Annotated in this window: 12 protein-coding genes; 7 read left to right on the top strand and 5 right to left on the bottom strand. The window is 70.1% G+C overall.

Annotated elements, in window-relative coordinates; translation table 11 throughout:
• Positions 1–1,080 (top strand): LLM class flavin-dependent oxidoreductase, encoded by a 1,080-nt coding sequence (locus AMYNI_RS0141075; RefSeq protein ID WP_020673967.1) that lies wholly within the window; start codon positions 1–3, stop codon positions 1,078–1,080.
• 52 nt (positions 1,081–1,132) lie between these two features.
• Positions 1,133–2,134 (top strand): alpha/beta fold hydrolase, encoded by a 1,002-nt coding sequence (locus tag AMYNI_RS0141070; protein ID WP_084628604.1) that lies wholly within the window; start codon positions 1,133–1,135, stop codon positions 2,132–2,134.
• 7 nt (positions 2,135–2,141) lie between these two features.
• On the opposite strand, the gene AMYNI_RS0141065 is transcribed toward AMYNI_RS0141070, so the two are convergent.
• Entirely contained in the window at positions 2,142–2,975 is an 834-nt protein-coding gene (locus tag AMYNI_RS0141065) for an alpha/beta fold hydrolase (RefSeq protein WP_020673965.1), read from the bottom strand.
• 84 nt (positions 2,976–3,059) lie between these two features.
• Here AMYNI_RS0141065 and AMYNI_RS0141060 point away from each other — a divergent pair, with 84 nt between their 5' ends.
• The 4 genes from AMYNI_RS0141060 (at position 3,060) to AMYNI_RS0141045 (ending at position 8,240) form a co-directional block, all read left to right on the top strand.
• Positions 3,060–4,718 carry an FAD-dependent oxidoreductase gene (locus AMYNI_RS0141060; RefSeq protein WP_020673964.1) on the top strand — a complete coding sequence of 553 codons (1,659 nt, stop codon included), beginning with the start codon at positions 3,060–3,062 and terminating at the stop codon, positions 4,716–4,718.
• A complete protein-coding gene (locus tag AMYNI_RS0141055) occupies positions 4,715–6,130 on the top strand; it encodes an ATP-binding protein (RefSeq protein ID WP_020673963.1) in 1,416 nt (471 codons plus the stop codon). Before AMYNI_RS0141060 ends, AMYNI_RS0141055 begins: the two co-directional genes overlap by 4 nt.
• 117 nt (positions 6,131–6,247) lie before the next feature.
• Entirely contained in the window at positions 6,248–6,838 is a 591-nt protein-coding gene (locus AMYNI_RS0141050) for a hypothetical protein (RefSeq protein ID WP_157357721.1), read from the top strand.
• Positions 6,839–7,085: 247 nt separating this feature from the next.
• The gene (locus AMYNI_RS0141045) at positions 7,086–8,240 is read left to right on the top strand and encodes a lipase family protein (RefSeq protein ID WP_026361563.1); all 1,155 of its coding nucleotides are present in this window, start codon (positions 7,086–7,088) and stop codon (positions 8,238–8,240) included.
• On the opposite strand, the gene AMYNI_RS0141040 is transcribed toward AMYNI_RS0141045, so the two are convergent.
• Entirely contained in the window at positions 8,237–9,019 is a 783-nt protein-coding gene (locus AMYNI_RS0141040; protein WP_020673960.1) for an NAD(P)-binding domain-containing protein, read from the bottom strand. The two genes, AMYNI_RS0141045 and AMYNI_RS0141040, sit on opposite strands and share 4 nt — an antisense overlap.
• A 97-nt stretch (positions 9,020–9,116) precedes the next feature.
• Positions 9,117–10,634, bottom strand: a complete 1,518-nt coding sequence (locus tag AMYNI_RS46710) for a M4 family metallopeptidase (RefSeq protein WP_020673959.1) — start codon at positions 10,632–10,634, stop codon at positions 9,117–9,119.
• A gap of 220 nt (positions 10,635–10,854) precedes the next feature.
• Here AMYNI_RS46710 and AMYNI_RS0141030 point away from each other — a divergent pair, with 220 nt between their 5' ends.
• Positions 10,855–11,619: a S1 family peptidase gene (locus tag AMYNI_RS0141030; protein ID WP_026361562.1), complete on the top strand. Its 765-nt coding sequence runs from the start codon at positions 10,855–10,857 to the stop codon at positions 11,617–11,619.
• 9 nt (positions 11,620–11,628) lie between these two features.
• Here the strand turns inward: AMYNI_RS0141030 and AMYNI_RS46705 are convergent, their stop codons facing one another.
• Positions 11,629–12,600 (bottom strand): LysR family transcriptional regulator, encoded by a 972-nt coding sequence (locus AMYNI_RS46705; protein WP_020673957.1) that lies wholly within the window; start codon positions 12,598–12,600, stop codon positions 11,629–11,631.
• A 96-nt stretch (positions 12,601–12,696) separates the two neighbouring features.
• The gene (locus AMYNI_RS46700; protein ID WP_020673956.1) at positions 12,697–13,320 is read right to left on the bottom strand and encodes a TetR/AcrR family transcriptional regulator; all 624 of its coding nucleotides are present in this window, start codon (positions 13,318–13,320) and stop codon (positions 12,697–12,699) included.
• Positions 13,321–13,334 lie beyond the last annotated feature (14 nt).

Genomic DNA, 13,334 nt, shown 5'->3' with positions numbered 1-13,334 from the left:
ATGGGTTACGAGATCCTGGGCACGAGGCAAGAGCCGACCTTCGGGCTGGACACCTTCGGTGACGTGGAGAACGGCGCGGACGGGCAGCCGGTGAGCCAGGCCGAGGCGATCCGCCAGGTGGCGGCCGAGGGCGTGCTGGCCGATCAGGTGGGGGTGGACTACTTCGGCGTCGGTGAGCACCACCGTGCCGAGATGGCGGTGTCCTCGCCGGATGTCGTGCTGGCCGCGATCGCCGGACAGACCGAGCGGATCCGGCTCGGCACCGCGGTGACGGTGCTCAGCTCGGACGACCCGGTGCGGGTGTACGAGCGATTCGCCACCCTGGACGCGCTTTCCCGAGGCCGCGCCGAGATCACGCTCGGCCGCGGCTCGTTCACCGAGTCGTTCCCGCTGTTCGGTTACTCGCTGGCCGACTACGACGTGCTGTTCGCCGAGAAGCTGGACCTGTTCACGCACCTGCAGCAGGAAAAGCCGGTCAGCTGGACCGGCACCGTGCGCGCTGGGCTGGACGGCGCGCAGGCTTATCCGGTCACGGAGTCCGGTCGCCTGCCCGCGTGGGTGGGCGTCGGCGGCACGCCGCAGTCGGTGGTCCGGGCGGCCGCGTACGGCCTGCCGCTGGTGATGGCCGTGATCGGCGGGTCGCCGGAGCGGTTCGCGCCGCTGGCCGAGCTGTACCGGCGCGCACTGGCCGAGGCGGGCCACCCGGAGCTGCCGATCTCCATGCACAGCCCCGGGCACATCGCCGAGACCGATGAACTCGCGGTGGCCCAGCACTTCGAGCAACACCAGGCCGTGTTCGCCAAGATCGGTGCCGAACGCGGCTGGGGGCCGATGACCCGCGCCGACTACGACGCGATGGCCGGGCCGCGCGGTGCGCTGTTCGTCGGCTCGCCGGAGACGGTCGCGCGGAAGATCGCTTGGGCGGTGCGCACCCTCGGCCTGTCGCGGTTCCAGCTCAAGTACAGCGCCGGCGCCCTGCCGCACGAGCAGCGCCTCGAATCGATCCGGCTGTACGGAGAGCAGGTCGTGCCCAGGGTCCGGGAACTGCTCACCAGTGACAACCTGGCGGCCAGCGGGTAAGGACCCGACCAGGTGTTGACATTAACAACAGCCCGGTGCATTCTCACTGCCCATGATCAGTCCAGCGAACCCCGGCGGAGCGGGCCGGGGGCAGGTGGCCAGGCGGGCCGTGCTCGCCTCCACCGCCTCCGTGTCCGCTGCCATCGCCGTGGCACTCGCCGCGCCGGGGAGGGCGATGGCCACGACCGGTTCCGAGCCCGTGCGCGGCGCGGACCATCCGCCGGCGCCCGAGCCGATTCCGGCGCAGGTGCCCGCCGGGGAAGGGTTCCTGGACGTGCCCGGCGGGCGGTTGTGGTTCTGGGACACCGGCGGAGACGGCACCCCGGTAGTGCTCGTGCATCCCGGCAGCGGGAGCGCTCTGTCGTGGCCGTACCAGCAGCCGGTGTTCGCCCGCGCCGGCTACCGGGTGATCGCGTATTCGCGGCGCGGCCACTACAACTCCACTCCGCCGGCGCCGGACGACCCGGGTGTCGGCGCCGCGGATCTGCACGCGCTGGTCGAACACCTCGGGCTGCCGCGGTTCCACCTGCTGGCCGCGGCGCTGGGCGGCTACTACGCGACGGACTACGCGTTGCTCCATCCCCGGCGGCTGCTCAGCCTGGTGATCCTGAGCAGTTTCATGGGCATCTCCGACCCGGAGTACCTGCGGGTCACCAAATCCTTGCGGCCGCAGGGCTTCGACAACCTGCCACACGACTTCCTGGAGCTGAGCCCGCACTACCGCGCGGCGAACGAGGAGGGTGCTCGGCGGTGGAAGGAGCTCTCCGACCGCTCGCTGGGCGGGCACTCGGTGCCGGGCCAGGATCTGTCCGAGCCGATCGACTGGCCTCGGCTGGAGACCCTGTCCGTGCGGACCCTGATCATCACCGGTGACGCCGACCTCTATCTGCCGCCGCCGATCCTGCCGATGATCGCCGCCCATCTGCCGGACGCCGCCACGCTGGTGTACCGCAGGGCCGGGCACTCGGCGAACTGGGAGCGGCCCTCGGACTTCAACCGCGAGGTGCTGCGGTTCTGGTCCGGTACGCGGTTTCCCCGTACGTCCTGGCGCTGACGCGCGGTCAGTGGCTCAGGAAGTCGAAGAGGCTGACGGCCAGACTGGCGGGGGCGTCCTCGGGGAGCAGGTGCCCGGCTCCCGGCGTGGTGTGCAGCCGTGCCCCGGGAACGAGGTCCGCGAGCTCGCGGCCTCGCTCCACCGGCACCCAGGTGTCCTGCTCTCCCCAGCAGAGCAGCACGGGAAGATCGAGCTCGCGGTACTTGTCCCGCAACGCATCGGTGAAGCCCTGATCGCGCAGGCGGGCCTTCAGCTGACGGTAGAAGGCCGGGCGTCCGGCTTCGGTCAGCCAGGGCGCGACGTGTGCTTCCAGGGTGGCCGGATGAAGCCCCGGGCCGCTGGCGGAGTTCGTGTAGGCGTGCAGCATGGCCGCGTGCGGCTCGATCGGGAGTTCGGCGAACACGTCGGAGTGCCCGCCGACCAACTCGGAGAATCGGCTGCCCCACGGCGAAAGGGCAACAGCGTCGACCAAGGCGAGTTGCCGGTAGGGCACGCCGTGCAGGAGGTGGGCGCCGAGGGCGAGCGCCCCGCCCGAATCGTGGGCCACCACCCGCGGCCGGTCAAGCTGCCAGTGGTCCAGCAGGTCGGCGAAGGTCGCGGTGAGCGCGTCCAGCGAGAGGTCCTGGCCCTCGGACTTCTCGGACCGGCCGTAGCCGGGCATGTCCCACACGTAGACGCGGTAGTACCGGGACAGCGCGCGGGCGATGTCTCGCCACACGTACGACGAGAAGGGGGTGCCGTGCAGGAGGACGACGGGCTCCGCATCAGGGGCGCCGTGCCGGCTCCAGCGGAGCACGCCGGAGGCGCCGCGGTAGGTGTGCTCCAGTTGCCAGTTGTCCATGAAGCCGTGCTCCTTCCGCTCTATCATGCACACTGCATGCTAACATGCACAGTGCATGATGGAAGGCACGTCTACTGTGGACGCGTGAGCCTGCCGATTCTGATGACCGTCGATGACGATCCGGCCGTTTCCCGGTCGGTCGCCCGTGATCTCCGCCGCCGCTACGGCGGGGACTACCGCGTGATCCGGGCCGATTCGGGCGCCGACGCGCTGGACGCGCTGCGGGAGCTCAAGCTGCGCGGTGACGCGGTCGCGGCCATCCTCGCCGACTACCGGATGCCGCAGATGGACGGCATCACCTTCCTCGAGCAGGCGATGGACCTGTTCCCGCATGCCCGGCGTGCGCTGCTGACCGCCTACGCCGACACCGACGCCGCGATCCAGGCGATCAACGTGGTCGATGTCGACCACTACCTGCTCAAGCCGTGGGATCCGCCGGAGGAGAAGCTGTATCCGGTGGTCGACGCGCTGGTGGAGACCTGGTGCGCGGCGGGGGACAGGGCGGTCGAGCAGACCAAGATCATCGGGCATCGCTGGTCTCCGGCCTCGTACCGGGTTCGCGACTTCCTCGCGCGCAACACGGTGCCGTACCGGTGGTACTCGGTGGACGAACCGGAGGCCGCTCGGCTGCTGGAGGCGGCGGGCGCCACCGCCGGTGACATCCCGGTGCTCATCACGCCGGACGGGGGAGTGCTCAAGAATCCGGACGAGCAGGGGATCGCGGACGCCGTGGGGCTGTCCACGCGCCCGGCCGCGGAGTTCTACGACCTGATCGTGGTCGGTGGCGGTCCGGCCGGGCTCGGCGCGGCGGTCTACGGCGCGTCGGAGGGGCTGCGGACCGTGCTGGTCGAGCGCGAGGCCACCGGCGGCCAGGCGGGGCAGAGCTCCCGGATCGAGAACTACCTCGGCTTCCCGGACGGGGTTTCCGGCGCGCAGCTGACCGACCGGGCTCGCCGCCAGGCGCAGAAGTTCGGTGCCGAGGTGCTGGCCGCGCGGGACGTGGTGGCGCTGGAGGCCCGCGGTTCGGCCAGGGTGATCACGTTCGGGGACGGCACCGAGGTCGCCGCGCATTCGGTCGTGCTCGCCAGCGGTGTGTCGTACCGGGCGCTGGAGGCCGAAGGGGCCGCGGAACTGACCGGGCGCGGCGTGTTCTACGGGTCGGCGTCCACCGAGGCGCCGGAATGTGCGGGCGAGCACGTGTACATCGTCGGCGGCGCGAACTCCGCGGGGCAGGCCGCGGTGTTCTTCTCCCGGCACGCCAGCGACGTCACCCTCCTGGTGCGCGGCCCGTCGCTGCAGGCGTCGATGTCGCACTACCTGGTCGAGCAGCTCGAGAAGATCGGCAACGTGCACGTGCGCACCCGAACCACGGTGCTGCGGGCGCACGGCGAAGACCATCTCGAACGGCTGACCCTGTGCGACCAGGACGCCGGCGTGACGGAGACCGTCGAGACCGGCCACCTGTTCGTGTTCATCGGGGCCGCGCCGCGCACCGAGTGGCTCGGTACGGCCATCGCCCGCGACGGACACGGGTTCGTGCGCACCGGGCCGGATCTGCTCGTCGACGGCCGCCGTCCGCCGGGCTGGCCGCTCGACCGGGATCCGCACTACCTGGAGTCCTCCATCCCCGGGGTCTTCGTGGCCGGAGACGTCCGCGCCCAGTCCGTCAAACGGGTGGCTTCCGCGGTCGGCGAAGGCGCGATGGCCGTCACGCTCGTGCACCGCTACCTGGAGCAGCAATGAGCACACCGCCGCTGACCCGCGAGTTCCTGCGTGAGCTGTTCCTGTTCGAGCGGCTCGCCGACGATCAGCTCGACTGGGTACTGGAGCACGCCGTGCGGGAGGACTACCCGGCCGGCACCGCGATCATCCGCGAGGGCGAGCCCGCCACCTGCTTCTACGTGCTGCTCTCCGGCGCGCTGCGGCTGACCAGGCTGGTCGGTGGCAGCGAGCTGGAACTGATCCGCTCCGACCAGCGCGGCGCCTACTGCGGCGCGACCCAGTTCTTCATGGGCCAGCGGGGCGAGCAGCGCTACTCGGCGTCGGTGCACGCGGTCAGCGACCTGACCTTTCTCACCTTGCCCGCCGAGCAGTTCGCGGCCCGGTTCGGCGAGTGGTTCCCGATGGCGACGCACCTGCTGGAGGGCATGTTCCTCGGCTGGCGCAACAGCGACGCGGTGATCGGGTCCCGGCAGCGGCTGCTCGCGCTCGGCGAACTGTCCGCCGGGTTGACCCACGAGCTCAACAATCCGGCCGCCGCCGCGGTGCGGGCGACGGCGGCGCTGCGGGAGCGGGTGGCCGGGATGCGGCACAAGCTCGCGCTGCTGGCCAAGAAGGACATCGAGCCGGACCTGCTCGAACAACTGCTGGACGTGCAGGAGCGGCTGGTCGAGGAGGTGGCCTCGGCGCCAACGCTGACCGCGATGCGGCAGGCCGACCGCGAGGACGAGATCGGTGACTGGCTCGAGGCGCACGAAATCGAGCAGGGCTGGGACCTCGCGGCGATCTTCGCCGCGGCCGGGCTCACCGCGGAAAGCCTGGAACAGGTGCTGGATTCGGTGGGCGCCACGCTGATCGACGGCGCGGTCCGCTGGCTGGCCTACGCGCTGGAGACCGAGCTGCTGATGGCGGAGATCGAGGATTCGACCAAGCGCGTCTCCGCGCTGGTGGGTGCGGCGAAGCAGTATTCGCAGATGGATCGCGCGCCGCACCAGTGGATCGACGTGCACGACGGGCTCGAGTCCACGCTGGTGATGCTGACCGGCAAGATCGGCGCCGGGGTCACGGTGGTGCGGGAGTTCGACCGTTCGCTGCCCCCGGTGCCGGCCTACGCCGGGGAGCTCAACCAGGTGTGGACCAACCTGATCGACAACGCGGTCGCCGCGATGCGCGGCTCCGGCACCCTCACCATCCGCACCGGCCGGACGGACGACCTGGTCCGGGTCGAGATCCGCGACACCGGGCCGGGCATCCCGGCAGGGATACGGGATCGGATCTTCGAGCCGTTCTTTTCCACGAAACCCGCCGGTGAAGGAACCGGGCTGGGACTGGACATTTCCAGACGGATCATCGTCGACCGGCACGGCGGCCGGTTGCGGGTGGAATCGGAGCCCGGCGATACCCGGTTCGAAATATTGTTACCGCTCAACGAGTAACGCGCGGTTTGAAACAGAGCCGTGACGGTTGGTACCCGTTTGGTCGGTGGCGCCTGAGCCGCCCGTACTGGAGCATTGCTCCTGCACTTGGCGAGGGACGCGCACACCGTCGTGCGCTTGAAGGGCGAAACCATGACCGATCAGCCAGTTGCCTTGACCGAAGCGACAAACGAGCCACCTGTCGACGTACTGGCCACCGATGTTCCGGCGGTCGACATCATCCTCAAAGAATGGTCTAGCAAAGTCGAAGGCATGGCACGCCAGGAGTCCTACCGATCGCAGATCAACGGGATGCGGGATGCGCTCAAGCTCGTCGTCGCCCCCAAGTTCGGCCACGAAACGCATGTCGGCAAGATCTCGGTCAACAGCGATGGCGGACCTTTTCTGGTTTTCTTCCACTATCATGTTCCGCTCGTCAGTTCGAGTGATCGCCGGCCGAAGCAGAATGCCCCGGTCAAGCTGGCCGGGATCGTGAAGGACCCGCGAATGACGACGTCTGTTCCGGCGGGCACGATGCTCGGGGTCCACAAATTCGTGGCCGGTAAGGCCACCAACCGATCGGTGCAACTTCAAGCCGACTACCGGAAACTGATCGCGTACTACCAGACGTTCGGCTATTCGGTGGACGCGGGCCAGGAATCCGCCGACAAACCGAACATGACGGCCACCCTGGACGCCATGACCGTCTCGGAGGCGGCGGGCAACTAGGTCAGCCGGCGAGATTCGCGATCAGTTCGTCCCGGCCGGTGGTACCGATCTTGCGGTAGATCGCCTTGCCGGGTCACCGAGCGGCTGGGCCCGCACCACGGCCCAGCCGCACGCGGTCATCGTCCGAGGGTACGAATTCGTGCCGCCGGAATCGTGCGCGATTGACAATTTTGATTTTCGGTATGGGCGCGACCGCGCGGGTGGTTTAGTCTCGCCGAATATTCCGGTGGAAAGGCGGGGAGCGGCCATGCGTGGTGTTCGTGCGAGGGTGGCCGCGGTACTGGTCGCCCTGCTGACCGTCCTGCCCGGTGCCCCCGCGGCCTCGGCCCTGCCCGCCGAGCAGCCGGGCGAGGTGGAAAGCGTGACGCCACTGCCACCCGAACAGTGGCTGCCCGGGACCGGCGAGGCGAACCGGGTCAGCTACTGGTCCACCGGCCTCGGTGACCGTCCCGCCCTGGTGAGCGGCGCGGTGTATCTGCCGCAGGGCGCCCCGCCCGCAGCGGGCTGGCCGGTGCTCTCCTGGGCGCACGGCACCACCGGCCTCGGCGACGCGTGCGCGCCCTCCGCCACGGTCGGCAGCCCGCGTGACACCGAATTCCTGGCCGCGTGGCTCGCCAAGGGCTACGCGATCGTGGCCACCGACTACGCCGGCCTTGGCACGCCAGGCGTGCACCCGTATCTGGACGGCAAGGTCGAGGCGTACGGCGTGATCGACATGGTCCGCGCCGCGCGGACCGTCGCGCCCGCGCTCTCCGCACACTGGGCCTCGATCGGGCAGTCCCAAGGCGGGCATGCCGCCCTGTTCACCGCGAACCTGGCCACCGAGTACGCGCCGGAACTGGACTTCCGCGGTGCCGTGGGGCACGGCGTGCCGTCCAACCTGGCCGGGCTGGTGTCCGTGCTCGGCCCGTCGGTCCCGCCCTCCCTGCTCAGCCCGGGGATGACGATGCTGGTCAGCTACATCCTGGCTGGGCTGCACGCCGCACGGCCCGATTTCGACCTGGCCTCCTACCTCACCCCGCTGGGCACCCAGGTCGTCGCCGACGCGGAGGTCCTCTGCAACACCGACATGGCCGAGCGCCTGGAAGGCATCGGGCTCGGTGAGCTGTTCACCCGGCAGCTCGGCACGGAGTTCAAGCAGGCATGGGGCGAAATCTTCGACGTGCCGACCACCGGCTACGACCGGCCGGTCTTCATCGCCCAAGGCACCGAGGACAAGACCGTGTACCCGTTCCTGACCCAGCGCCTCGTCGACGACCTCGCCGCCAACCAGCAGCCCCACACCTACCGCAGCTATCCCGCCGACCACTCCGGCACCCTCGCCGCCGCACTGCCCGACACCACGCAGTTCGTGCGCGAGCTGTTCACCCCCGCGGCACAGCACTCGCCGCCACTGCGCTAGTCGCGCAGGCGGGCCAGCACCCGGTCCAGGGCACGCCGCACCGCGTCGGGCACGCCCTCGCCGCGCAGGTCGGTCATGAGCTGTTCGTTGATGCCGCCCACGGTCATGTGCTCACCGGCGAGCGCGGCGAGCGAATCCGTCCGCTCCAGCAGGGAACGGCCCAGCTGACCGAAAACGTGCGCGATGTAGGCCGACGCGTCCTCCGGTTCGGCCCCGTGCTCGGCCAGCCAAGCCGCGATGGTGGCGAGGTAGTCGAGGTGGGTGGCGAAGGTCGACGTCGCCGCGCTGAACGCCTCCAGCACCTCTTCCGTGCCCGGGACCAGCACCCCACCCACACGATCGAACAGGTCACGGGCGACGGCATGGTCCGGGTACATGACGGTCAGACTCCGGCGGCGTACCGCCTGCGGCAGCGGGATCGTCCGGACAACGGCACCGGCCGGCGCCACCCACTCCCGCAGCTGCGCCAACCGCACTCCCGCCACCGCGTTCAGCACCACGTGCTCCGGCCGGAACGACAACTCCGCGACGACTTCGCGGACGATCTGCGGCCGCACCGCCAGCACCACCGCCGCCGCGTTGTCCAGCACCTCCTGGTTGCTGCCGCAGACCCGCACGTTCGGGAACCGCGCGGCCAGGTCACGCCCGGTCTCCCTGCTGCGCGGCGACAACAGCACTGCGGGAGGATCGGCGACATCGGCGCTGAGACCCGCCACGATGGCCGCGGTGATCTCGCCCGTACCGACGAAACCGTATGAACCTGCTGACGACCGCTGCATCGCTGACCTTCCTCCGTAGCCGCGACCGACGGCCGCACCCGGAGACTCTCACGCTCGCCGCCGCGACGGCCGCGGCCGTCAGCGGGTGTGGCGATCTTCACGTGCAGCTGGGGTCGTTCACCGCTGGGACGGCGACCGCGTTCCAGGCGTTCCGGACGGCGGTGAACTCGGCGCAGCCGGGGTAGCGTTCGATGGCCGCGGCCAGGGTGTAGCGGCGCAGGTCGGAATAGCCGTAGTCCCAGTCGAACTTGCGGTGCAGCGCGTGGTACCAGATCTCGGCGGCCGCCCAGACCCCGAGTCCGGGGTGGACCGAACCGTCACAGGTCGGGCTGGCCGGGCCGCCGGCCGGGCTGGTGCCCTTGGCCAGCAGGTAGAAGAAGTGGTTGGCCGGTCCGGCCGCGTAGTGCACCTCGTCCGGCAGGTCGCCGTAGCAGTCCGGGGACCGGCCGTCGAGGCTTGGCTGGTACATGAACCGGAACGCCCCGGAGCCCTCGCCGTTGATGTGCACCAGCTCGCCGACGCTGAAGTCCGGGGGATCGCTGGGATGGGCGGCGTGGGCTTCGGTCAGCGCGCCGAAGATGTCGCCGGTGGCCTCGCCGAGCGCACCGGACTCCAGCGCCGCGGAGGGCGGCATGCCGGTCGTCGCGTCGACGGCGTGGCCGAGTTCGTGGCCGACCACGTCGAAAGCCGTGAGCTGGCGGGTGTTGTCGGCGTTGCGCCCGAGCACCACCTCCATGTTGTTGAAGTAGGCGTTCGTCTCCTCCCAGCCGACGACGACCGGCACCATCGTGCCGCGGCCGTCCAAACCGTTGCGCGCGAACCGGTCCCGGAGCATGTCCCAGAACACCCTGGTGCCGTAGTGCGCGTCGACGGCGTGCTTTTCGAACTCGGGGGATCCGTCGTCCCAGCGGTCGTCCTCGTCGGTGAAGGTGGCCCGGCTGGGGTAGTACTGGGTGTCCGCGTACCCGCGGCTCGGGTCCACCAGCTCGTAGTCGACCCATTTGCGGCTGGCCACCGGCACCTCGCCGTAGTGCTCGCCGCGGCCGGTGGCGGCCTTGACCTCGTCGTACCCGGCGAAGCGCTCGCCGGTGCGTGCGTCGATGAATACGTGCGACCGGCTCGGTGCGCGGCCGGCCATTCCGGTGATCACGATCTCCCAGGCCAGCCGTGGCGCGCCGACTGCGTGCACCACCAGCTCGGACGCCACGACGTCCGAGTGGGCCGCGGCCGACACCTGCTTCGCGGTCGTCTCCGCCGCTACGGCGGTGATCGCGGGTCGGACCGGCAGCCCGGTGAGCGGGCGGGTCATACCGAGCTCGACGTCCCGGAGCCGACCGCCGGCGTCGGTGACCACCACGACCCCGCCACCGCGCACCGGCAGACCGCGGTGGTAGCGCTCGTAGGCCGCGTAACCGGGCCCGCCGGGGGTGGCGGTGACCCGCCGCAGCGCGAAGGAGTCGTGCGGGTCGCGGTGGACGCGGGCCGGCTCGGTGTCGAGCAGCCGCTCGGCCGCCGAGGTGAGCACGGCCTCGGGCGGCTCGGCCTCGGCGTGCACCGGAAGCAGGCTGACGCCGAGCAGTGCCGCGAGGCCGTAGACAAGCTGAGATGGGGGCATGCGAGGCTTTTTGCGCATGCCCCCATCGATCGGGTGCGGGTGTCCCGCAAGATTCTGAGGTGACCGTTTCACCGGTGGCTCCATTCGGGGAAAGAAAGCGGGGATTACCACCAGGAAAAACCGCCTGCCGCTTAACTGTCAACGTCGTTATGGGTAGCTGTTATGACCGGACGGGCGGTCATTCCTCTAAAGTTCCGGGAAAGGCAATCGGGAGGTTCTCATGCGCCGACGATCATCATTCCGATATTTCGTCCTGTTGCTCTGTGTCGCGGCCGCGCCGGTGCTCCCCGCCGCATCGGCCGCTGAAGTCGAGACGCACATCGTGGACGGTGATCCGGCGAGCGAAATCTACCCCTGGATGGTCTCGCTTCAGGTCGGTCCGGGAAACCATTTCTGCGGGGGCGTTCTGGTCAGTCCCCGTTGGGTGGCGACCGCGGGTCACTGCATCCAGCGGGTGACCGAATTCCAGCTGCGGGTCGGCAGCGTCAATCGCAGCAGTGGTGGCGAGGTGGCGAACTCGTTCTCGTTCGCCGTGCTGCCAGGTGACTTCGTGCTCGTCCAAATGGACAGGGCGGTGGCCGCGGCGCCGATTCCCCGAGTGCCGGCCCGCCCCGGCGACGGCACCCCGGTGCGCATCCTCGGCTGGGGTCAGACCTGCGCGAGCTGGTGGGGGTGCGAGCCGCCGCTGCCGGAGGACCTGCGCCAGCTGGACACCGCACTCGTCGACACCGGCCGTTGCCGGGGCGGCAACATCAACGACACCGGGGAGATCTGCGTGTCCAACGCCGGCGCGAGGGGTGCCTGCTACGGGGACTCCGGCGGGCCCGCGATCCAGCGGGTCGACGGGCGGTGGACGGTGGTCGGGCTGACCAGCCGGTCCGGGGTGAACAACGTCGACTGCGCGACCGGCCCGGCGATCTACACCGACATCGTGGTCTACGAGGAGTACATCCGGCGCTATGCCGAGTCCACCGGCAGCCGATGACCCGACCGGTCAGTCGCCGAGCAGGGCCGGATGTGCCCCCGGATGCTCGGCCCACCAGCGCGCGTATTCGGTGTTCGCGGTGGCCAGCTTCCGGTAGATGTCGCCGAGCGCCGCGGCCAGGCGATGGGCGGCGGACGCCGCTTCTCTCCGCCACATCAGCACCACCCGGTGCGCGAGCGGGTCACCGCGCAACGGGCGCAGGACAAGACCGTCGAGCAGGCGCGAGGTCGGATGGTAGAGCGCGACCGCCTGGCCAGAGCGGACCAGCGAGTTGGACACGTGCCAGTCACCGGTCCAGAAACTCACCTGCGGCTGGAAACCGGCGCTCGCGCAGGCCTGCCGGAAGTACGCCGGCCATGGACCGTCGTCGAGGGGATCGTCGATCCACTGGCGCTCACCGAGGTCGGCGAGCCCGATCGAATCGCATCGAGCCAACGAGTCCTGTGTGGACAGACCGGCGAACGCCGGTTCCCGGTGCACCAGCACCTGACGCTCGACGTCCGGGGGAGCCGAGCCGGTCCGGATCACCGGCTCCAGCACCAGCCCCACATCCAGTGCGCCGGACCCGAGCAACGAGACGATCCGGCCGGGGGACGGGTCGACCCGGAGCCGCACCCGTGCCCTCGGCAGCACCATGCCCAGCTGGCCGCTCAAGGTGTTCAGCGCCGGGCAAGGTTGCGCTCCCAGCCGCAGAACCGGTACGGCACGGCCATCGCGCGGACTGCGCGCCACCGCCGCGCCCAGGTCGTCCAGCCCGGCGAGGACCGCCCTGGCCCGCGCGACCACTTCGGCTCCGACCGGCGTCACGGCCGTGCCTTCCGAGGTCCGGGTGAACAGCTGCACTCCAAGGTGGCGCTCCACCCGCCGCAGCATGGTGCTGACCGCGGGCTGGCTCAGTCCGAGCCGGGCGGCCGCCTTGCTGATGCTGCTGTTCGCCGCGATGGCGTCCAGCATCCGGAGGTGGTGCGGCCCCAGTTCCACTGCCTGATCCTCCGTCGCGCGGGAACATCCGGACACAGCCGTTCGACGCTGGTTTTGAACAGTTAACCGTTGTCGGCTGAGTTCCGGCTTCCGCGCTCACGACGGTGTGCGGCCGGTGAGGCAGTGCTGCACGAGCGGGCCGAACCAGGTGACCAGTTCGTCGGCGGACGACGACGCGATCGGTTCGATCCGCACGATGTACCGCGCTACCGCGATGCCGAGGATCTGGACGTTGACCATGCCCGCCCGCACGGCGGCGTCCGGCGTGTCCAGCATCGCCGCGAGCCGGTCGGTGATCTCCCTGTCGATGAACTCGCGCAGCAGCGCTTCGGACTGCTCGTCGGTGGGCGCCGACCTGGTGAGCATCACGAGCGGGGTGCGGTCGGACTTGTCGAGGTTCGCCACGAGAGTCCGGACGATGCGCTCGCCGATCCGGTCGAGGCCGCCGGTGAAGATCGACTCGATGGCCGGCGGGACGTTGCCGGACATTTCGATCACGGCGGCGAACAGCCCCTGTTTGGTGCCGAAGAAGTAGAACACCATCGCCGAATCGACGCCCGCCGCGGTGGCGATCGCGCGCACGGTGGTGCCGCCGTAGCCGTGCCGGCCGAACAGCTCGCGAGCGGTCTCGAGGATCCGCTGCTTGCTCTCCGCGCCGGACCGCCAGCGTCCGGGACGGCCGGGTCGTCTGGGGTGTCCGGGGGTGCTTCGTTCTGCCATGACTGCCGGAGCCT

The organism is Amycolatopsis nigrescens CSC17Ta-90 (assembly GCF_000384315.1).
GTDB classification, from domain to species: Bacteria; Actinomycetota; Actinomycetes; order Mycobacteriales; family Pseudonocardiaceae; genus Amycolatopsis; species Amycolatopsis nigrescens.
Note: the sequence above shows the minus strand (reverse complement) of the source record. Positions and strands in the feature narration are given on the sequence as shown.